The organism is Paraburkholderia sp. GAS33 (assembly GCF_050436645.1).
GTDB classification, from domain to species: domain Bacteria; phylum Pseudomonadota; class Gammaproteobacteria; order Burkholderiales; family Burkholderiaceae; genus Paraburkholderia; species Paraburkholderia phenazinium_B.
Genome location: NZ_JBNDMP010000001.1, coordinates 1304764 through 1323437, shown reverse-complemented (window position 1 = coordinate 1323437; position 18674 = coordinate 1304764). Strand labels below are relative to the sequence as shown.

At 62.4% G+C, this 18674-nt stretch carries 16 protein-coding genes; 11 read left to right on the top strand and 5 right to left on the bottom strand.

The features are described 5' to 3' along the window. The first annotated feature begins 9 nt into the window (after positions 1 to 9). Positions 10 to 966 (top strand): bifunctional Delta(1)-pyrroline-2-carboxylate/Delta(1)-piperideine-2-carboxylate reductase, encoded by a 957-nt coding sequence (gene lhpI, locus P3T24_RS05960; protein WP_429433104.1) that lies wholly within the window; start codon positions 10 to 12, stop codon positions 964 to 966. Between the two features lie 177 nt (positions 967 to 1143). Beyond that, positions 1144 to 2625 carry a glucose-6-phosphate dehydrogenase gene (zwf, locus tag P3T24_RS05955; RefSeq protein ID WP_074268294.1) on the top strand — a complete coding sequence of 494 codons (1482 nt, stop codon included), beginning with the start codon at positions 1144 to 1146 and terminating at the stop codon, positions 2623 to 2625. A 58-nt stretch (positions 2626 to 2683) separates the two neighbouring features. Here zwf and P3T24_RS05950 read toward each other — a convergent pair whose 3' ends face one another. Both P3T24_RS05950 and P3T24_RS05945 read right to left on the bottom strand, forming a co-directional pair. Next, positions 2684 to 3715 (bottom strand): response regulator, encoded by a 1032-nt coding sequence (locus P3T24_RS05950; RefSeq protein ID WP_429433102.1) that lies wholly within the window; start codon positions 3713 to 3715, stop codon positions 2684 to 2686. Next, positions 3708 to 7169 carry a hybrid sensor histidine kinase/response regulator gene (locus P3T24_RS05945; protein ID WP_429433100.1) on the bottom strand — a complete coding sequence of 1154 codons (3462 nt, stop codon included), beginning with the start codon at positions 7167 to 7169 and terminating at the stop codon, positions 3708 to 3710. Before P3T24_RS05945 ends, P3T24_RS05950 begins: the two co-directional genes overlap by 8 nt. A 252-nt stretch (positions 7170 to 7421) precedes the next feature. Here P3T24_RS05945 and urtA point away from each other — a divergent pair, with 252 nt between their 5' ends. The 7 genes from urtA (at position 7422) to P3T24_RS05910 (ending at position 14137) form a co-directional block, all read left to right on the top strand. Beyond that, positions 7422 to 8687 (top strand): urea ABC transporter substrate-binding protein, encoded by a 1266-nt coding sequence (urtA, locus tag P3T24_RS05940; protein ID WP_074268296.1) that lies wholly within the window; start codon positions 7422 to 7424, stop codon positions 8685 to 8687. Between the two features lie 68 nt (positions 8688 to 8755). Then, entirely contained in the window at positions 8756 to 9673 is a 918-nt protein-coding gene (gene urtB / locus P3T24_RS05935) for an urea ABC transporter permease subunit UrtB (protein ID WP_123387549.1), read from the top strand. 108 nt (positions 9674 to 9781) lie between these two features. Next, positions 9782 to 10951: an urea ABC transporter permease subunit UrtC gene (urtC, locus tag P3T24_RS05930; RefSeq protein WP_429409453.1), complete on the top strand. Its 1170-nt coding sequence runs from the start codon at positions 9782 to 9784 to the stop codon at positions 10949 to 10951. After that, the gene (gene urtD, locus P3T24_RS05925; RefSeq protein ID WP_429433098.1) at positions 10948 to 11691 is read left to right on the top strand and encodes an urea ABC transporter ATP-binding protein UrtD; all 744 of its coding nucleotides are present in this window, start codon (positions 10948 to 10950) and stop codon (positions 11689 to 11691) included. The genes urtC and urtD overlap by 4 nt, the downstream gene beginning before the upstream one ends. A gap of 70 nt (positions 11692 to 11761) precedes the next feature. Continuing rightward, complete coding sequence (urtE, locus tag P3T24_RS05920; RefSeq protein ID WP_074268299.1) at positions 11762 to 12451, top strand: urea ABC transporter ATP-binding subunit UrtE; 690 nt, start codon at positions 11762 to 11764, stop codon at positions 12449 to 12451. Between the two features lie 37 nt (positions 12452 to 12488). Further along, complete coding sequence (gene fmdA, locus P3T24_RS05915; RefSeq protein ID WP_429433096.1) at positions 12489 to 13724, top strand: formamidase; 1236 nt, start codon at positions 12489 to 12491, stop codon at positions 13722 to 13724. Positions 13725 to 13807: 83 nt separating this feature from the next. Continuing rightward, positions 13808 to 14137 (top strand): zinc ribbon domain-containing protein, encoded by a 330-nt coding sequence (locus P3T24_RS05910; protein WP_429288741.1) that lies wholly within the window; start codon positions 13808 to 13810, stop codon positions 14135 to 14137. 71 nt (positions 14138 to 14208) lie between these two features. On the opposite strand, the gene icmH is transcribed toward P3T24_RS05910, so the two are convergent. The 3 genes from icmH to tssJ form a co-directional block, all read right to left on the bottom strand. Further along, positions 14209 to 14988 carry a type IVB secretion system protein IcmH/DotU gene (gene icmH, locus P3T24_RS05905; protein ID WP_074268302.1) on the bottom strand — a complete coding sequence of 260 codons (780 nt, stop codon included), beginning with the start codon at positions 14986 to 14988 and terminating at the stop codon, positions 14209 to 14211. Further along, positions 14985 to 16331, bottom strand: a complete 1347-nt coding sequence (tssK, locus tag P3T24_RS05900) for a type VI secretion system baseplate subunit TssK (protein ID WP_074268303.1) — start codon at positions 16329 to 16331, stop codon at positions 14985 to 14987. Before tssK ends, icmH begins: the two co-directional genes overlap by 4 nt. A gap of 109 nt (positions 16332 to 16440) precedes the next feature. Next, the gene (gene tssJ, locus P3T24_RS05895) at positions 16441 to 17058 is read right to left on the bottom strand and encodes a type VI secretion system lipoprotein TssJ (protein ID WP_074268304.1); all 618 of its coding nucleotides are present in this window, start codon (positions 17056 to 17058) and stop codon (positions 16441 to 16443) included. 352 nt (positions 17059 to 17410) lie between these two features. Here tssJ and P3T24_RS05890 point away from each other — a divergent pair, with 352 nt between their 5' ends. Together P3T24_RS05890 and tssB are read left to right on the top strand one after the other, a co-directional pair. After that, a complete protein-coding gene (locus tag P3T24_RS05890) occupies positions 17411 to 18079 on the top strand; it encodes a tetratricopeptide repeat protein (RefSeq protein WP_429433094.1) in 669 nt (222 codons plus the stop codon). 36 nt (positions 18080 to 18115) lie between these two features. Continuing rightward, positions 18116 to 18661 carry a type VI secretion system contractile sheath small subunit gene (gene tssB, locus P3T24_RS05885; RefSeq protein ID WP_074268306.1) on the top strand — a complete coding sequence of 182 codons (546 nt, stop codon included), beginning with the start codon at positions 18116 to 18118 and terminating at the stop codon, positions 18659 to 18661. Positions 18662 to 18674: the final 13 nt, after the last annotated feature.

Below are 18674 nucleotides of genomic sequence, written 5' to 3'. Positions count from 1 at the left end.
ACCGCTGACATGACGCACCCGGCTACACCGATTTTCGACGCTGCCGCCACTGCGCGGCTCACGCCCTACGCCGAACTCGTGGAGGCGCTGAAAACGGCGTCCGTCGATTACGCGCAACAACGCATCGCGAGCCCGGAGCGGCTCGTCGTGCCGCTCAACGAGGGCGGGATAATGCTGTCGATGCCGGCCACGGCGCCGGACCTCGGCATCCACAAGCTTGTCAACGTGTGTCCTGCCAATGGCCCGCGCGGCTTGCCGACGATTCACGGCAAGGTGATGGCCTTCGACGCGGATACTGGCGAGACACTCTTTATCCTCGACGGGCCGACCGTAACGGGCCGGCGCACCGCGGCGATGTCGATGCTCGGCGTGCAGACCTTCAAAGGTGGGGCATCAAGTGCCTCCGGCCGCCCGGCACCGCAAGAATTTCTGCTGATCGGCACCGGCACGCAGTCCGCCAACCACGTGGAGGCGATCGGCGAACTGTTTCCCGATGCGCGCATATGGGTGAAGGGCCGTGCACCGGCGAAGGCGCAGGCGTTTTGCGACGCGCAGCGCGGCAAGGCGCGCAATCTGCAGCCACTGGCAGGTCCCGACGTACCCGCGTCCGTTGATGTCGTGATTGCCCTCACGACCAGCCGGCAAGCGGTCTACGACGAAGCGCCGCGCGCCGAACGCCTGGTGATCGGCGTGGGCGCGTTCACCCCCACGATGCTCGAGATCGGTTCACGCACCGTGCACGGCAGCGCGCTGTTCGTCGACGACCTGGCCGGCGCTCGCCACGAAGCGGGCGACTTCATTCAGGCAGGAGTGGACTGGGCAAAGGTGACGGGTATCGCCGCGCTGATGGACGGCAGCACGCCGCGGCCGACGGGCAGCACGCCCGTGCTATTCAAGAGCGTCGGCTGTGCGGCATGGGACCTGGGCGCCTGCCGGGTGGCGCGCGCAGCGTTGCAGCGCAACTGAATCTGCGAGAAAAGTCACGGCGAAGTCAAAAGCGAAGTTGCATCTTTTCTACACTGTCATCGCCGCGTCGCGTGCAAACAATCCAAAAACGTTGCACCATAGGCGTTTGCCAGAAAATGCCGGGTCACCGGCATTTTGCCCTTCGTTCGACGCCCTTCATGACGGTGACATCGCGCTATGATTACCCAACACGCTTCTGCCACCCCTGACTTGCCGCTCGACATGATCATCTTCGGCGGTACGGGTGACCTGTCGTTTCGCAAGCTGCTCCCCGCGCTTTACATGGCGCATCTGCACTGCAATCTGCCGCCGGAAACGCGCATTCTCACGATTGGCCGAAAGCCGTGGTCGCGCGAGGAATACATCAACGAATTCATGGAATTGAAGGCCAAGCCCTTCATCGAGAAGAAAGCTTTCGATGCGGCCGCGTGGGACAAATTCCTGGCGTTGTTCGAGTATGTGCGCATGGACGTCGATTCGGTCGAGGACTATCAGCGGCTGAAAGATGCATCGCGCCCCGGCGTGCGGCGGGTGTTCTATCTCGCGACTTCGCCGGATCTGTTCACGAACATTTGCGACAACCTCTCGGCCGCGGGTCTCGTCGACGAGTACTCGCGCGTGGTGCTGGAAAAACCGCTCGGTCACGATCTCGCGTCGGCGCAGGAAATCAACACCGCGGTCGGCCAGCATTTCAACGAAGCGCAGATCTACCGGATCGACCATTACCTCGGTAAGGAAACCGTGCAGAACCTGATGGTGCTGCGCTTCGGCAATGCGATTTTCGGCCCGCTCTGGCAGGCGCCGTATATCAAGAGCGTGCAGATCACGGTGGCGGAAACCGTCGGTGTGGGCAGCCGTGCGGGCTTCTACGACAAGACCGGCGCCTTGCGCGACATGGTGCAGAACCACTTGCTGCAACTGCTGTGTATCGTCGCGATGGAGCCGCCCGTATCGCTCGATCCGGATGCCGTGCGCGACGAAAAGCTCAAGGTGCTGCGCTCGCTGCGCCCCATGACGCCCGACGATATCGCACGCGACACCGTGCGCGGACAGTACACCGCAGGTGCCGTGGACGGCGAGGCGGTCAAGGGCTACCTCGAAGAAGACAACGTGCCGGCGACGAGCCGTGCGGAAACCTTCGTTGCGTTGCGCGCCCAGATCAACAACTGGCGCTGGGCCAACGTGCCGTTTTATCTGCGTACCGGCAAGCGCATGCAGAAGAAGGTGTCGGAGATCGTCATCGAGTTCTCCGAACTGCCGTTCTCGATCATTCCGAGCGGTCCGCATCACTACGGCAATCGTCTCGTGATCCAGTTGCAGCCGGAAGAATCGATCCAGTTGCAGATGCTGGCGAAGGAGCCGGGCAGCGGCATGCATATGTTGCCGGTGAATCTGAATCTCGATCTTCAGGAGGCTTTCACCGAGCGCCGTGCGGAAGCTTATGAGCGACTGCTGATCGACGTGATTCGCGGACGCCTCACCCACTTCATGCGTCGCGACGAACTGGAAGCGGCATGGGCATGGGCGGAGCCGATTCTGGACGGCTGGAAGAGTTCGGGCGAGCGGCCGCGCGGTTATTCCGCCGGCACGTTTGGCCCAGCGGCGGCTACGGCCTTGATGGCGCGCGACAATGCCGTGTGGGCGGAAGAGTCGCAGTAAGCGGTTTAATCGTGCATAGGGACGGCGCAGGTCGCTGTCCCATTACGATTGATTGCGCTTAATACCGCGTGCTCGCCTTCGCGGCGATCGCCGCAGCCGCTGCACGCGTCTCCACATGCAGCTTGCCGAATACATGTTCCAGGTGCTTGTTGACAGTGCGCGGTGCCATCCCCAGGATGTCGCCGATATCGCGGTTGGTCTTGCCGCGCGACAGCCATAGCAGCACTTCCGCTTCACGAGTCGTCAGGCTGAATTGGGCCGCGAGCGCGGTGGTGTGTGCTGCATCGTCGAATTCCTCGAGCAGGATGACCCAGTCGCCGCGCGTGGCCCGGCCCAATACCCTTACGACGCGGCGCACGCCGCCCGCGGCCGTTTCGAACGCCGCTTGCAGATCGCAACCGGCCTCGATCCAGCGCGTCAGCCATTGAGCCAGCACGGACGGCAGACGCGGGCCGGACTCGGCCAGCGGATCCGGCACCTCTGCTGAACGGGCTGTCATAGCGTCCGCGCCGTCTGTCACTTCCGAGATATCCGCACCGCTCGACGCATACTGAGCAAGCCGTTGCCGGGCAAGGTCGCTTTGCCATTTGATCTCGCCTCTCGCAGCGGCGATCAGCGCGGCACGCATGCCGATCTCGAGCACCATGTCGGCCTGCCGTTGCAGGCGCGAACGCTGGACGTGGGCGGCGATTCGCGCGCTGACCTCGCTCGGCTTCACCGGCTTCGTCACATAGTCGATTCCTCCCACCCGGAAGCCCTGCACGACATGCTCGCTGTCCGTCAGCGCGGTCATAAAGATGACCGGCAGGTGGCGGTTGCGCGGATCGGCCTTGATGTGCAGACAGGTCTCGAAGCCATCCATGCCTGGCATCAGCGCGTCGAGCAGCACGGCGTCAGGCGTGATGCGTGCGAGGCGTTGCAGCGCGGATTGTCCGTCGAGCGCCACCAGCACGGCGTAGCCTGCCGCCTGCAGCGTGTCCGACAGCAGGGCAAGGTTATCCGGCGTGTCGTCGACGATCAGCACCACCGGTTTGCCATCGGGCAGCTCGGGTTGCGTTTCGGGTGGCAGAAGCAGGGATTCGTCATGCATCGGGATTGACCTGCTGGGTGGGCGCGAGCAACTGCGCGAGTTCAGTCAGCCGGAAGCGGCGCGCGAGGACACGCAGCGGTTCCAGCAGGGTGGCGAGCTCTGGCGCGCCGTGCTCGGCAGCGTCCAGTTGTTCGATGAAGCCTTGCACGTAGCCCATCTCCAGTTGCGCGTGCAACTTCTCTCGCAAGCTGGCCGGCAGGCTCGTCGATACGTCGAGTAGCGCAGCCGCAGCCGGAGTGGCCGGCTCGACGGTTTCGGCAATCCATTGCAGTTGCAGCAGCGCGGCCATTTTGTCGAGCAGCAGTGGCAGATGCAACGGCTTGGCCAGGTAGTCGTCGCAACCGGCCGCTGCACCTTTTTCGCGGTCGTCGGCGAAGGCGTTGGCCGACAGGATCAGGATGGGCGCGCTCGACAACTGGTTGTCGCGAATCAGCCGGCTTGCCTCGAAGCCGTCCATGGCCGGCATCGAGACGTCCATCACGATGAGATCGGCCGAGCCGGTGCCCAGCCATTGCAATGCCTCCGGTCCGCTGGCGGCTTCGACCACCGTAAAACCGAGGGGAGAGAGCGTCTGCGTGACGATGCGCCGCTGCTCGGCGAGATCGTCGACTACCAGCACTGTGAGGCGTGGTCCGCAATAGCCCTTCAGGTGCCGGGGGTCGCTGGCCAACACCTGGGGCGCGCGCACTTCGGGGGCGAACAGCTTGACGATAAAGCGCGTGCCCTTGCCGACTTCGCTCTCTACCTGCAGATTGCCGCCCATCAGTTCGGTCAGCAAACGGCAGATCGTCAGACCGAGTCCGGCGCCATGGTCGTGTTCGCGCGCCGCCGCGCCGCGCTCGAACGGCAGGAACAGCCGCTCCAGTTCCGTGGCCGGCATGCCCGGGCCGGTGTCGGTAATCTCGAACGTGATGGTCTCCCACGCATACCCGGCGCGCACCTTGACCGAGCCGCTTGAAGTAAAGCGGATCGCATTGCCAATCAGATTGATGAGAATCTGCCGGGCCCGTTTTTCGTCGATACGCACCACGTCGGGGATGCGGCCACTAGTCTGGAAGTCGAATTGCAGTCCCTTGTCGGTCGCCTGCGGTTCGAGCATCGCCGAGAGCTGCGTGACGAATTCCGGCAGCGAAATCTCGGTCACGTGCAACTGCAGTTTGCCTGCCTCGATGCGGGCCACGTCCAGCAAGCCGTCTACCAACGCCAGCAAGTGCTCGCCGCTGCGATAGATGGTCGCCACTGCGTTGCGTCGAGCCGGCGGCAATTCATCGGTGCCTTGCAGCAGCAGTTGCGCGTAGCCGAGGATGCTGTTGAGCGGCGTGCGCAGCTCGTGGCTCAGGCCCGTCACATAGCGGCTTTTTGCGCGGTTCGCCGACTCGGCTGCAGCGCTTGCTGCCTGCAGCGCCGCGTCGGTCTTCTGGTGGGCTTCGATTTCCTGCATCAGAAGTTCAGCTTGCCGCTGCGATTCCTCCTGGGTGACCTTGCGGTTTTCATTGGCGAGCACCAGCCACCAGGCTGCGATGCAGCCGACCAGCGCGAGCGCGAAAAACGCCTTTAGATACCCTTGCAGCAGCACGTCGTGGATCGCGGTGTCGAGATCGGGGAGCGTCCTTATGCTCTGGTACCACTGTGCGGCGAGCACGCCACCAAGCAACGCCAGCACGACGATCAGGAGTCCGGCATACTGCGCGAGCCGCAGGCCCGCGGGTCCCAGCTTCAGACGTGGAAACAGCGTGCTCATCGACTTGCCGAACTGCGCGGGGAGTCGCGCGTGTGGCTTGCAGGAGTCGTTGCAGCGCGAGTCGAGCGAGCAGCACAGCGAGCAGATCGAACCCGCATAAGCCGGGCAGTGCGCCATGTCTTCGCGCTCGAAGGTGTTTTCGCAGATCACGCAGCGCAGGACCGCGCCCTGTTCGAGGTCGTGGCCATCGCGCGCCAGATAGAAGCGCCCGCGTGTGGCGATGGCAAGCAACGGAGCACAAATGAAGGCAACCAGCAGCGCGATAAACGACGACAGCGCTTCCGCGCTCGCGCCGAACACGCCCGCATGAGAGAGCGCGGCGACGGCCGTGGCAATCAGCATGGCGCCGACGCCGACGGGATTCACGTCGTAAAGATGCGCCCGCTTGAACTCGACATAGGGTGGGCTGTAACCGAGCGGCTTGTTGATCACGAGGTCGCCGACCACCGCGCCGATCCAGGCAATCGCCACGTTGGCATACAGCGCGAGCACTTTGCTGATGGCTTCGAACACGCCCATTTCGACGAGCAGCAGCGCGATCAGCACATTGAAGATGAGCCAGACCACGCGCCCCGGGTGGCTGTGCGTAAGCCGCGCGAAGAAATTCGACCACGCGAGCGAACCGGCGTACGCGTTGGTGACATTGATTTTCAGCTGCGACACGATCACAAACAGCGTCATTGCGGCGAGCGCTCCTTCGGGCGAGCGGAACACGTAGTGATACGCGACCAGATACATCTGGGTCGGTTCGACCGCCTTGACCGGATCGATCTCGTGCTGAATGGCGAGAAAGGCAAGGAACGCCCCGCCGAGCATTTTCAGCGCGCCCGGCACGATCCAACCCGGGCCGGCCGAGATCAGGGCGACCCACCAGCGTACGCGGTTGGCGTGGGTGCGCGGGGGCAGGAAACGCAGGTAATCGACCTGTTCGCCGATCTGAACGATCAACGAAAACACCACCGTGCAGCCGGCGCCGAATGCGACCAGGTTGAACTCGTGGCCGTCGCCCGAGAGACCGCCGAAGGTGACCCACTCGGCGAGCACGTGCGGCTCGCGCCACAGCACCACGGCGTACGGTACCACCAGCAGCACGAGCCACAGCGGCTGGGTCCAGCCCTGTAGCCGGTTAATGAAAGTAATGCCGAAGGTGACCACCGGAATGATCACCAGCGCACTGATGACGTAGGCGACCGAAAGCGGGATCTTCAGATACAACTCGAGCGCGAGCGACATGATCGCCGCTTCGAGCGCGAAAAATACGAACGTGAAGATCGCGTAGATCAGCGACGTCAGCGTCGAACCCATGTAGCCGAAACCGGCGCCGCGCGTGAGCAGATCCATGTCGACGCCGTAGCGCGCCGCGTAGTAGGCGATCGGTATACCGGTCAAAAACACCAGCACCGAGACGGCGAGAATCGCGTAGACCGCATTGGTGAAACCGTAGTTGACCACCAGCGAGCCGCCGATCGCCTCGAGCACGAGGAACGACACCGCCCCTAAAGCCGTGTTGGCGACGCGGAATTCGGACCAGCGCCGGAATGTGCGCGGCGTGAAGCGCAGCGCGTAGTCCTCGAGCGTCTCGTCACCGACCCACGCGTTGTAGTCGCGGCGGATCTTCACGATGCGCTGCGTGCCGCTCGGCTGCGGGCGCGATGCCCCAGCTTGGGTGGCCGGATTGGCGGAGCGAGGCGGCGGTGGTTCCGTTTGGTGCATCGGGGCCTTTCGTGGAGCGGTTCGGAGCGCTGGCCGTGCGTCCACGCAAATAGCATTCCATTCCCGGCCCTTACGCCGGCAGCGACCCGTAGTCGCCGCGATTATAGAGAGCGCATTTTCGGCGCGCCCTACGTCAACTGACGTATTTGGATCCGCAAATTGGCTACCTACCTTTCGTTGCGTCGACCCCGCCAGCCCGGTTACCAGGTTTTCCAGAGCGGGTCGCCCGACCATGACGACAAGGAGAATTCGATGTCACACGACGATCAGAACGAGCAAGGCCAGCCTTCGGCGCTCCGGCGCAAACTCCTGATGGGTCTCGCTGCCGCGCCCGCGCTGGCCATGTCCGGCATCGCGCGGGCCCAGCAGTTTCCGACCGCGAAGGTTAATACCACGCACCTCGCCGTGACCGATACTGAAGTGACGGTCGGCCAGTTGCACTCGGCGACCGGCACGATGGCGATCTCCGAAACCGGTTCGATCCAGGCCGAACGGCTCGCGATCGAGCAGATCAACGCGGCTGGCGGCATTCTCGGCCGCCAGATCAAGATCATTCAGGAGGACGGCGCTTCCGACTGGCCGACCTTCGCCGAAAAGTCGAAGAAGCTGCTCGAAAACGATCACGTGGCGGCTGTGTTCGGCTGCTGGACCTCGGCGTCGCGCAAGGCGGTGTTGCCGATCTTCGAGCGCGACAACGGCCTGCTGTATTACCCGACGTTCTACGAGGGCCTGGAACAGTCGCACAACGTGTTCTATACCGGCCAGGAAGCGACCCAGCAGATTCTGTGGGGACTGAACTGGGCGAACCAGACGAAGAAGGCGAAGAGCTACTTCCTGATCGGTTCGGACTACATCTGGCCGCGCACGTCGAACAAGATCGCGCGCAAGCATATCGAGCAGCATCTGACCGATTGCAAGGTGGTGGGCGAAGAGTATTACCCCCTCGGCACTACCAATTTCAACTCGCTTATCAACAAGATCAAGATCGCCAGGCCCGATTGCATCTACGCGATCATCGTCGGCGGTTCGAATGTGGCCTTCTACAAGCAACTGAAGGCGGCCGGCATCACGGCTGACAAGCAGTTCCTGCTGACCATCTCGGTGACCGAGGATGAAGTGCTCGGCATCGGCGGCGAGAATGTGGCGGGCTTCTACTCGGCCATGAAGTATTTCGAATCGCTCGACAACGACAACAACAAGAAATTCGTCGCCGCGTTCAAGGCGAAATATGGACCGAAGTCGGTGATCGGGGACGTCACGCAGGCCGCGTATCTCGGGCCATGGTTATGGAAAGCGGCGGTGGAGAAGGCCGGCAGCTTCGACGTCGACAAGGTCGTCGCCGCGTCGCCGGGTATCGAGCTGAAGACCGCGCCGGAAGGCTACGTGAAGATCCACGCGAATCACCACCTGTGGAGCCGCACGCGCATCGGCGAGGCGCAGGCCGACGGCCAGTTCAAGGTGGTGGCCGAGTCGCCGACGCTGATCGAGCCGAATCCGTTCCCGAAGGGTTACCAGTAAGCAACAAGCGGCGCTCAGGCAGCAGGCGCGCCATGTCGGCGCGCGCCGATCATTTCGAGGAGAGACGCATGTCGGCTTCGGACATTCTTAACATCACCTTGATGCAGGGCTTTGCGGGTTTGAGCCTGTTCAGCGTGCTGCTGTTGATGGGGCTCGGGCTGGCGGTGATTTTCGGCCAGATGGGTGTCATCAACATGGCCCACGGCGAGTTCATGACGATCGGTGCGTACACGATCTACATGTTCTCGCAGCTGGCCGACAACTACTGGCACGGGTTCGCGCCAATCTACTTTCCGCTGGCGATCTGCGCGGCCTTCGCGCTTGCCTTTGCGGCCGGCTGGGTGGCGGAATGGGCGTTGATCCGCCATCTGTACCGCCGTCCGCTCGACACGCTGCTCGCGACCTGGGGTTTGAGCCTCGGGATGCAGCAGGTGTTCCGCTCGGTGTTCGGCCCGAAGGAGGTGAGCCCGACACTGCCGGACTGGCTGATGGGCTCCTGGTCGCCGAAGCAAGGTCTCGATATCCCGATCAACGGTTTGTTCGTGATGAGTCTCGCGGTGGTGATGACCGGCGGCGTGCTGCTGGCGCTGTATCGCTCGCGCTGGGGGTTGCGGGTACGCGCCACCGTCGCAAACCGTCAGATGGCGAACGCGGCCGGCATCGATACGCGCAAGACCGACCGGCTGACCTTCGCGATCGGTTGCGGCATGGCGGGTGTGGCCGGCGCCGCGTTCACCGCGATCGGCTCGACGGGGCCGACCAGTGGCTCGCTTTATATCGTCGATTCGTTCCTGGTCGTGACGTTCGGCGGCGCGGCCAGTCTGCTCGGCACGGTTGCCTCAGCGTTTGGCATTGCTCAGATGCAGTCGATCAGCGAGTTCTTCATGACCGGCTCGTCGGCCCGCGTGGTGACGCTGTTGACCATTGTCATCGTGCTGATGTTGCGCCCGCAGGGTCTCTTCGCTTCAAAGGTGCGCCGTGTCTGACGAGCGAAGCAAGACACTCGTGGGTGGGCGGCCGCGCATTGCGCCGCAGCGTGTTTCGCGTGCACCGCTAAGACGTACTTTCAATCGATTCAGCCCGGAGAAATGCGTATGGACCCGCTGAACCCTTCCGCCGCCTCTGCCACGCCGCCCGAGAGCGCTGGCGAGGCCACTCGCAGCGGCCTGCGGCCTACACTGCTGCGCTGGTTCACGACCGATGGCTACGGCAGCATCATCGTGCTGGCACTGCTGATTCTCGTGGTGTTTCCGCTCGCGCTCGATGCGTTCCGTCTCAACCTGATGGGCAAGTATCTGACCTACGCGTTCGTCGCCGTCGGCCTCGTGATGGCGTGGGGCTACGGCGGCGTGCTGAGCCTGGGGCAGGGGGTGTTCTTCGGCCTCGGCGGTTACTGCATGGCGATGTTCCTGAAGCTCGAAGCATCGGACCCGATCAGCACGAAGATCCAGTCGACGCCAGGCATTCCTGACTTCATGGACTGGAACCAGATCACGGCGCTGCCGGTCTGGTGGAGGCCGTTTCATTCGCTGCAGTTCGCGCTTGCCGCGGTGGTGGTCGTGCCCTGCGCGCTGGCGTTCGTGGTCAGCTTTGCGATGTTCAAGCGGCGCGTGGGCGGCGTCTACTTCGCCATCATCACGCAGGCGGTGGCGCTGATTCTCTCGGTGCTCATCATCGGCCAGCAAGGCTACACCGGCGGCGTGAACGGCATCACCGACCTGCGCACGCTGTACGGCTGGGACATTCGCGGCGACGGCGCCAAGCTGATCCTGTACTTCCTGAACGCGGTCCTGCTGCTGGTGGCGATCCTCTGCTGCCGGCTTATCCAGCGCAGCAAGCTCGGTACCCTGTTGCTCGCCATGCGCGACAAGGAAGACCGGGTGCGTTTCTCGGGCTATGACGTCGCCATGTTCAAGGTCTTCGCGTTCTGTGTCGCGGCGGTGCTGGCGGCCATCGGCGGCGCGATGTTCACGTTGCAGGTCGGTTTCATGTCGCCGTCCTTCGTGGGAATCGTGCCGTCCATCGAGATGGTGATCTACGCGGCGGTGGGCGGACGCATGTCGCTGGTGGGCGCGGTCTATGGCGCGGTGCTCGTCAATCTCGGCAAGACCTGGTTCTCCGAAAGTTTTCCGAACCTGTGGCTGTTCCTGATGGCCGGGCTCTTTATCGGCGTCGTGATGGCGTTTCCGAACGGCCTCGCCGGTCTCTACGACAGCCATGTGAAGCCCTGGCTGCTGCGCCGCGCCTTGCGGAGGACGACATGAGCAATACCGATTTCGTGCTGGCGGTCGAGGGCTTAAGCGTGTCGTTCGACGGCTTCAAGGCGATCGATGCGCTGAACCTCTATGTCGACCGTGGCGAGTTGCGCGTGGTGATCGGCCCGAACGGCGCAGGCAAGACGACACTGCTCGATCTGATCTGCGGCAAGACACGGGCCAGCGAAGGCAGCATCAAGTTTCGCAACGAGGAGATGACGCGGCTGCCGGAATTTCGGCGCGTACGCAAAGGGATTGGCCGCAAGTTCCAGACGCCGTCGATCTACGAAAACCTCACTGTGTTCCAGAACCTCGAAGTGTCGTTTCCGCGTGGGCGGGGTGTGTTCGGCGCGCTCGCGTTTCGCCGCACCAGCGATGTGCTCGACCGCGTGCGCGACGTGGCCGGCGAGATTGGTCTTGCCGCCCAGCTCGATCTCGAGGCCGGCCTGCTGTCGCACGGGCAGAAACAGTGGCTCGAAATCGGCATGTTGCTGATGCAGGAGCCGGAACTGCTGATGCTCGACGAACCGATTGCCGGCATGAGCGTGCGCGAGCGCGAGGTGACTGCTGAGCTGTTGAAGCGGATCTGCCAGAACCGCTCGATGATCGTGATCGAACACGACATGGCGTTCGTCGAGCAGATCGCGCACAAGGTCACCGTGATGCACCAGGGGAAGATCCTCGCGGAAGGGGCGATGGAGCAGGTGCAGGCCGATCCGCGGGTGATCGATGTATATCTCGGGCACTAGGTTGATCACGGAATCAGGCATTGAACCCGCATTGAATTCAGCTGCGAGACCAGCGAATGAGGAGCCCAGCATGTTGAATGTCGACGACGTATTTGTCAGTTACGGCCAGAGCGAGGCGCTGCATGGAATCAGTTTCCAGGCGGCTAAAAACGAAACCGTGGCGATCATGGGACGCAACGGCATGGGCAAGACCACGCTGTTCAAGTCGCTGATCGGCATCTTGCCGCTCAAAGGCGGTGCAGTGCGCGTGGATGGCGCAGATGTGTCGCATGACGAAAGTTTCCGGCGCGTTGCCAAAGGTATCGCGTACGTGCCGCAAGGGCGGCAGATTTTCGCCACGCTCACGGTGGAGGAAAACATCCAGACGGGCCTGGAAAACGCCCGTGACAGGCGCATCCCCGAAGAGATCTACGCGCTGTTTCCAGTGCTGTACGACATGCGCGCGCGCAAAGGCGGCAACCTGTCCGGCGGCCAGCAGCAACAGTTGGCTATCGCCCGTGCACTGGTTACACAACCCAAGGTGCTGCTGCTCGATGAGCCGACCGAAGGGATCCAGCCGTCGATCATCAAGGACATCGCCAAAGCGTTGAACGAGATTCGCAAGCTGCGCGATATCACGATCGTGGTGTCGGAGCAGGTGTTGAGTTTCGCGCTCGATGTCGCCGACCGGTTGTTCGTCATCGAAGGCGGGCGTCTGGTGCACGAGAGTCCGCGCAGCGCCGCCGACACCGCGAAGATTCGCGAGTACCTGTCGGTGTAAACCGGCTGTCCGTCATTTCCAAAAAGGAGGATTTGCAATGGCTGAAACGCTAATCAAGGTCGACCTGAACCAGTCGGCCTACGAGAACGAGAACATCCACAACCGCTGGCATCCGGACATTCCGATGGCCTGCTGGGTCAACCCGGGTGATGACTTTATCCTCGAGACCTACGACTGGACCGGCGGCTTCATCAAGAACAACGACAGCGCCGACGACGTGCGCGACATCGACCTGTCGATCGTGCACTTTCTGAGCGGCCCGGTGGGCGTGAAGGGCGCTGAGCCAGGCGATCTGCTGGTCGTGGATCTGCTGGATATCGGTGCGAAGCAGGAGAGCCAGTGGGGTTTCAACGGCTTTTTTTCGAAGAAAAATGGCGGTGGCTTCCTGACCGATCACTTTCCGCTCGCGCAGAAATCGATCTGGGATTTTCATGGCCTGTACACCAGTTCCAGGCACATCCCGGGCGTGAACTTCGCCGGTCTGATCCATCCGGGGCTGATCGGCTGCCTGCCTGATCCGGCGATGCTCGCGACGTGGAACGAGCGCGAAGCGGCTTTGATCGCCACTGATCCCGAGCGCGTGCCCGGCCTTGCCAATCCGCCGTTCGCCTCGACCGCGCATATGGGGCGGCTTGCCGGCGACGCGCATGCCAAGGCCGCGGCCGAAGGCGCCCGCACGGTGCCGCCACGCGAGCATGGCGGCAACTGCGACATCAAGGACCTGTCGCGCGGCTCCAAGGTGTACTTCCCGGTGTATGTGGATGGCGCCGGCCTCTCGGTGGGCGACCTGCACTTCAGTCAGGGCGACGGAGAAATCACCTTCTGCGGCGCTATCGAAATGGCCGGCTGGGTGCATATGAAGGTCGGGCTGATCAAGGGCGGCATGGCCAAATACGGCATCAAGAACCCGATTTTCAAGCCGAGCCCGATTACTCCGAACTACAACGACTACCTGATCTTCGAAGGCATTTCGGTAGACGAGCAGGGCAAGCAGCATTATCTCGATGTGCATATCGCCTACCGCGAGGCGTGCCTGAACGCGATCGAATACCTGACGAAGTTCGGCTACTCGCGAGCGCAGGCCTATTCGATTCTGGGGACGGCGCCTGTACAGGGGCACATCAGTGGGGTGGTTGATGTGCCTAACGCCTGCGCGACGTTATGGTTGCCGACCCAGATCTTCGACTTCGACATCCGGCCAACGGCGGCGGGTCCGATCCAGCATATTGCTGCGGGTGGGGTGGACTTGCCCTTGTCGCCGGATCTCGTTTGACGCGTAGCGGCCGCAGTGTGCCCGCCAGGTGGTGGGCACCTGGCGGGGCAGCACTGATTCACGGAACCTGAGAGGACATCATCATGCCGACTTACGACTACCGTTGCGACCATTGCGGCGCTTTTGCGGCGATTCGCCGGGTTGCGGAGCGCGATACGGCCTGCGCGTGCCCCACTTGCGGCGGCGAGGCGCAGCGCACGCTCAGTCTGCCGGTTTTATCGCTGATGCAGGCGACCACGCGCACGGCGCACGCGGTCAACGAGCGCGCGGCACATGCGCCGCAACGTTCAGGTGAGTACAAGCATCGCCATGGGCCGGGCTGCGGATGTGGGGCGAAGGCCGCCTCGGGGTCCACGACAGGCAGCGGACTCAAGACGAACCCAGCTGGCCGGCCGTGGATGATCAGCCATTGACGACGGTGACGGTAACGGTGGCTTCCGCCGACGGTGATGAGCCGTAAGCGGCGGTGCCGATCAACCCACCGTTACGGCAACGAAATCGTCAGATTGGCCGACTGCGGCCCGAGCTTGATGATCTGCGAATACGGCGCGAGCGTATGCAGTGTCGAGTCGCGCAGATAGTTGTTCAGCCCGAGATAGGCCAGCAGTCCCACCAGCGCAAACACCGCGCCGATGCTCCACAGCGGCACTTCGCGCTTGAGGCGGTGCGCGACCTGATCCGGCAGCGGCCAGTGCGGCGCGAACGGCGCACGCTTGCCCTTCAGATGCGCGATCTCATCACCGATCCGCGCGGTCAGATACGCGAGCTTCTCCGGTCCTTCAAGCAGATACTTGCCCTGAAAGCCGAGCAGCAGGCACATATGAAACACCTCCAGCGACTGCAGGCGCGCCGCGCCATGAGCACGGCATTCTTCGAGGTAATGGAAGAACTTCTCGCCTGCCAGTTGCTCGCCGAACAGCACGAGCTGCAACGGCCGCCGCTCCCATTCCGTGCGGATCTTGAACGACGACGACAGCACCGATTCGTCGACCGCCGCGCAGAACGCAAACTTCGACGCATACACATCGTCCGCCGACGCGTTCAGCTTTTTCGCACCGCGCTCGAAATCCGCCAGAAAGTGCTGGATGCGCTGGCTGAACTCGTTGGCGTCGCCAGGTTCACGACCGTTCTTCAACAGGAACAGCATGAAGAAGCCGTCGTACAGCAGATCGAGCAGCGAGCGGACCTGGTAGGTGGGCTCGACGGTGGGGGCGGGCGTGACAGACGGCGTGCTGTCGCCAAACAGGGAGGGCGCGTAGCTCATGATGTGACGGCGATCAGTTCGAGGTTGAGGTCGTTGATTCCTGACGGCGTGTAGATCATCGCCGACTGGGCCTGCAGCATGCGGTCATAGAGCGCGCCGCGCGGTTCGAACGAAAAGTAGCAGGCGCCGGGCCGCACCGGAATGGCGGGCGGCACCTGCGGCGTGTAGACGAGGCGCACGCCGGGCATGGCCGAGAGCACCAGCTTGTCGACGTCGTCCGGCGCGCCGACCTTGAAACGGGCCGGCACCGCTTCCACCAGTTCGACGGTTGGCATGTTCGCCGAGACGGCAATATAGAACATCGTCTTTTCGTCGATCTTGCCCGAGTCGAGCCGGCCCACGTGGAACGACGGCCGTACTTCGTCGAGGGCAATTGCGAAGTAGCGCGTGGAGATCACCGTCTCCAGCAGATCGCGCAGCATCGTATCGAGGCGTGCAAAGCCGGGGCCCGGGTCGTCGTGGCGATAGGCGGGCAGATCGGCGAGCGCATAGCCCTTCGAGAACGTCATCAACTGGCCGGCAAGGCGCAGCAGTTCCTGGAACAGCCGTTCCGGATGCAACGCAGCGTGCTGGTAAAGATGAGCGAGCGATGCAAACGCCGCGTTGGCCGTATGCAGCAGCCAGAACGACGCAATATCGCCAGAGCGGAATTCGATGATGTTCTTGGTCGGCTCACGATGGAAGCCATACAGCGCATTCACCTTGGCCTGCAGCGCGTCGATCAGCTGGCGCAGGCGCTGATGCAGGATCGGCGAGGCCTCGATGGCGAGCGAGGGCGGTACGAAGCTGTCGTCGAACTCGAAGCCGGAGGTGGCGGTGCGGCGAACGCGCGCGAGCGGCACCGAAAGCAGCTGATCGCGCGGCTCACTATGAGCGATCAGCTTGACGCTGGTTTTCAGGAACGTGATATCGGCTTCGGCAGCGTCCGTGAAGTGATCGGCGACCGACGACTGCTCGCTGACATAGCGCGAGACAAATCCCGTGTTGCGATCGGGCGAGTAGTTCGCGCCGGTTTCACGCAGCGGATGCAGCGCCAGATAGAACGTGAACTCGTTGATGCCGTCGGGCAGCGTGTCGAGCGCGATGGGCGGCGGCAGATCGTCGGCCTGCGGTGCGGAGTACAACGCGCCGTCTGGAAACACGAGCGACAGTTCGCTCACGCGCAGCACATTGCTGCCGAGTGCGTCGCGGTCGAACTTCACCGAGCGCACGCCCCAGTTGTAAGGCTGGATGGCCTGAAGCGATTCGAACAGGCGTGCCTCATGATAGGCGTCCTGACGCTGAAAATGCTGAGGCCTCAGAAACAGGCCTTCCCCCCAGAGCACCTTTGCGGAATAACTCATCTCAAACCTGTTATATGCGTCAAGCGGGTTGCATGCCCGATGATAATTGTATCCGGCCCTGCAATTGTTAAATCGTCAAATACGGTTAAATTGCCATTCAAATGCATTTTTAGCCACAACTCACCGAAGACAGCATATTCAGCGATTGAACCGGGAATCCCTGTTCAGGTGGGATCACAGTGCCGTTGGTCACGGTCATTGCACAGTTATGCAGACCGATCATAATGCCAGACTTCTCGGACTTTGCCGGATCGAAGGCGAATTTCCAACGCTGTATTGCCGGGTCGCGGAATAGCGCGACGATACCGAATGCCTGCGCTTCGCGCGAGACTTTCTCGGTTACGGTGTAGTGCTGCCCCGGAATCAGGGTGACTTCTCTCACACTCAGCAAATCGCCGCCCAACGTGCTTTTTTCCTTGTCGGGATCGGTGAACGCATTGAATGGCGCCTGCTGGAACGAGGTGGGATCTTTCAGTACATAGAGGCGCACCACCAGCGCCAGCGGCTTCTGGTCGTTGGCGGCGTTCAGATTCTGCGCGGCGTACAGCGTCAGGCCGAGGTCGCGCGGCGGCTTCTGGGCGTCCGGTACATCGGGCTTGCCGAGGCCGGTCATCTGCAGGGCGGCGGAAGCGGCCGACCCGAGCATCGGCACGGCGGCCGCACAACCCGCAAGAAGTATCGCGCTCATCGCCAGTAACGATGCATAACGAATAAAACGCAAATTCATTTACACCGATCGGTTCTGTGCCGATCGCCCCCGGTCGAATCGCTACTCAGCTAAACCAATCGGGGGAGTGCGCCTGTTCTATGCGTAATGCATTGAATGGCGCTACTACCCCGTCCGAATGGGCGGAAAAACTTTCCGTCCTCGAGAATAACGGGCTTTACGCCCGGAAACTATTTCTTATCCGGTCCTTATGTGATGCTTATGTGATGCGCTCTCGGTTTTTTCGTGCAATGCTTTGTCACACGAAAGTTGAATTATCAAAAATTGACCTGTACTATACCCGCGCACTTGAAGCAAAGCAAAACTCCAGTTTCTCGTTGAATTAAAAAACTCGCACGCCGGTGAAAAAGCGATGAAAGAGCGTCTCTTTGTAAAACTATCAGGGGTGGTGTTGGCATGTGGCGTGATCGCCGGATGTGCAAGCCAGAGCAACAACGTCGCGACCACGCCGGAGGCTTTCAACAAGTCGCTGGCAGACGCCGATACCGTCGCCAAGTCAGGTGACCAGGACAAGGCCATGGCGCTTTACCAGCAATTGGCCAAATCCGATCCGACGCGCGAAGAACCGTGGTCGCGCATGGCGCAGATCCAGTTCACACAGGGACATTACGGTCAGGCCATCGTCGACGCACAGGAAGCCTTGCAGCGCGACCAGACCGACCGTCAGGCGAAGAGCGTGCTGGCTGTGGCAGGCCTGCGCGTCGCCACGCAATCGCTGGGCGAGTTGCGCCAGGATGCGTCGCTCGCAGGCGATGCCAAGACCGATGCCCAGGCGCTCGCCAAGGAACTGCGCGACACGCTGGGCGAAGCCACGTTGTTCCCGCCGGACGACAGCGACAAGCCGGTGGTCAAGAAGAAGTACGTGAGGCGCGTCGCCAAAAAGCCGGAGGCCACCACGGCGGCGGCGCCGGCTGCACCGGCCACGCCGGCGCTGTCTGCTCCGGCGCCTGCAGCACCGGCTGCGCCCGCGAGAGCGGCACAAAGCGGTGGCGCGTCCGACCCGTTCAGCGCGCTTCGCTAATTCACCCGCAAGACCACCTGCTTCAGGGAGCCGACGATGGCGAAGAAAGAAAGTATTCAAAAGCGCTTGCAAAAAGTCCGGCCGCCGCGCGTTCAATTGACTTATGAGGTTGAGCGTGGCGATGCAATCGAGATCAAGGAGCTGCCCTTCGTCGTCGGCGTGGTTGCCGATCTGGCGGGGCAATCCGAAGTCGAGCAACCCAAGTTGCGCGATCGTAAGTTCGTCAATATCGACCGCGACAATTTTGACGATGTGATGAAAGGCATCGAGCCGCGGGCGGCATTTCAGGTGGAAAACCGCCTGAGCGAGGCCGGCGGACGCTTTGCGGTGGACCTGCGGTTCCGTTCGATGGCCGACTTCAGCCCGGACGAAGTGGTCTCGCAGATCGAGCCGCTGCGCCGTCTGCTCGACGCACGTTCGAAGCTGGCCGACCTGCGCAACAAGCTCGCGGGCAACGACAAGCTCGAAGACCTGCTGAGCGAGGTGCTGTCGAACACGCAGCAACTGCAGGCCCTTGCAAAAAGCCAGGGCGAAGCAGAAGAGCACGGCGATGCGCCGGGTAAAGACCAGCAGGGCGAATAAGTACGGGGTGTGA

Bases quoted from the DNA above. Each gene is read 5' to 3' on its own strand.
- urtE (WP_074268299.1), top strand. From the start codon at position 11,762: ATGTTGAATGTCGACGACGTATTTGTCAGTTACGGCCAGAGCGAGGCG.
- P3T24_RS05950 (WP_429433102.1), bottom strand. From the start codon at position 3,715: ATGCATGACGAATCCCTGCTTCTGCCACCCGAAACGCAACCCGAGCTG.
- lhpI (WP_429433104.1), top strand. From the start codon at position 10: ATGACGCACCCGGCTACACCGATTTTCGACGCTGCCGCCACTGCGCGG.
- fmdA (WP_429433096.1), top strand. From the start codon at position 12,489: ATGGCTGAAACGCTAATCAAGGTCGACCTGAACCAGTCGGCCTACGAG.
- urtB (WP_123387549.1), top strand. From the start codon at position 8,756: ATGTCGGCTTCGGACATTCTTAACATCACCTTGATGCAGGGCTTTGCG.
- tssB (WP_074268306.1), top strand. From the start codon at position 18,116: ATGGCGAAGAAAGAAAGTATTCAAAAGCGCTTGCAAAAAGTCCGGCCG.
- urtA (WP_074268296.1), top strand. From the start codon at position 7,422: ATGTCACACGACGATCAGAACGAGCAAGGCCAGCCTTCGGCGCTCCGG.
- tssJ (WP_074268304.1), bottom strand. From the start codon at position 17,058: ATGAATTTGCGTTTTATTCGTTATGCATCGTTACTGGCGATGAGCGCG.
- icmH (WP_074268302.1), bottom strand. From the start codon at position 14,988: ATGAGCTACGCGCCCTCCCTGTTTGGCGACAGCACGCCGTCTGTCACG.
- urtC (WP_429409453.1), top strand. From the start codon at position 9,782: ATGGACCCGCTGAACCCTTCCGCCGCCTCTGCCACGCCGCCCGAGAGC.
- tssK (WP_074268303.1), bottom strand. From the start codon at position 16,331: ATGAGTTATTCCGCAAAGGTGCTCTGGGGGGAAGGCCTGTTTCTGAGG.
- urtD (WP_429433098.1), top strand. From the start codon at position 10,948: ATGAGCAATACCGATTTCGTGCTGGCGGTCGAGGGCTTAAGCGTGTCG.
- P3T24_RS05945 (WP_429433100.1), bottom strand. From the start codon at position 7,169: ATGCACCAAACGGAACCACCGCCGCCTCGCTCCGCCAATCCGGCCACC.
- P3T24_RS05910 (WP_429288741.1), top strand. From the start codon at position 13,808: ATGCCGACTTACGACTACCGTTGCGACCATTGCGGCGCTTTTGCGGCG.
- zwf (WP_074268294.1), top strand. From the start codon at position 1,144: ATGATTACCCAACACGCTTCTGCCACCCCTGACTTGCCGCTCGACATG.
- P3T24_RS05890 (WP_429433094.1), top strand. From the start codon at position 17,411: ATGAAAGAGCGTCTCTTTGTAAAACTATCAGGGGTGGTGTTGGCATGT.